Raw genomic sequence first — 702 nt, 5'->3', positions numbered from 1 at the left:
GAGACAGCTGTCTCCCTCATGGCCGCGTCTCCCTTATTATGACGAGCGCGACGCTCAGAACAAGCGGCCTTGGCGCGAGTCGCCCTCGTCGCGCCCGCGCGCGCGATACCGCTGGACCGTGCGAATATGGACGCCGAGACGCCGCGCCACTTCCTCCCGCGAGCAGCCCTCTTCGGCGAGTCGCGCCGCCTTGCGGCGGGCCTGTGCGTAGAAATTCCGCGGGCCGAGCGGCACGAGCTCGCGGGCGCCGCCCTGCGCAGTGCGGAAATGCTCGCAGAGCTTGTCGGCCGCCTCCCGCCCGATGAGCCGCACCAGCCAATGCGCCTCGCTCGCCCGCGCCGGAAAATGCACGCGCGCGCCGCCCTTTTCCTCGGCGATGGCGAGCGCCGCCGGCAGGCCGGCGACGTCGGCGATCTCGCGCAGCAGGCCGGGGAGGTAGTGATATTCGCTCACCGCCGCCTCTCCTCGACCGTGAAGCCGCTCCGGCCGTGGTCGCCGACGACGGTGACGACGACGCCCTGCTCGACCACATAGATGAGCCCGTCGCATTTGATCGTGTAGCGCGTCTGCTCGAGCGCGTCGGCGACCGCGGCCGCGCGCGCGAGCGACGCCTCCATGCTGGCGCGCAGCGCCTCGACATCGAAGCCGCCGGCCCGCTCCAGGAAGCGCACGAGCGCGTGATCCGAGACGCCGATCCTGCTC

General features: G+C 71.5%; 2 protein-coding genes. Both read right to left on the bottom strand.

Translation table 11 applies throughout. The annotated features are described in order from the left end of the window. Positions 1–54: 54 nt before the first annotated feature. Positions 55–453 carry a helix-turn-helix domain-containing protein gene (locus K3F48_RS23875; RefSeq protein WP_222577926.1) on the bottom strand — a complete coding sequence of 133 codons (399 nt, stop codon included), beginning with the start codon at positions 451–453 and terminating at the stop codon, positions 55–57. Beyond that, positions 450–702: hypothetical protein (locus K3F48_RS23870; protein ID WP_222577925.1), on the bottom strand; the 253-nt coding region annotated here is incomplete at its 5' end. The genes K3F48_RS23870 and K3F48_RS23875, both read right to left, overlap by 4 nt.

This window comes from Methylosinus sp. Sm6 (genome assembly GCF_019802345.1).
In the GTDB taxonomy this organism is placed as follows: Bacteria; Pseudomonadota; Alphaproteobacteria; order Rhizobiales; family Beijerinckiaceae; genus Methylosinus.
This window is presented reverse-complemented; position numbering and strand designations above follow the sequence as displayed.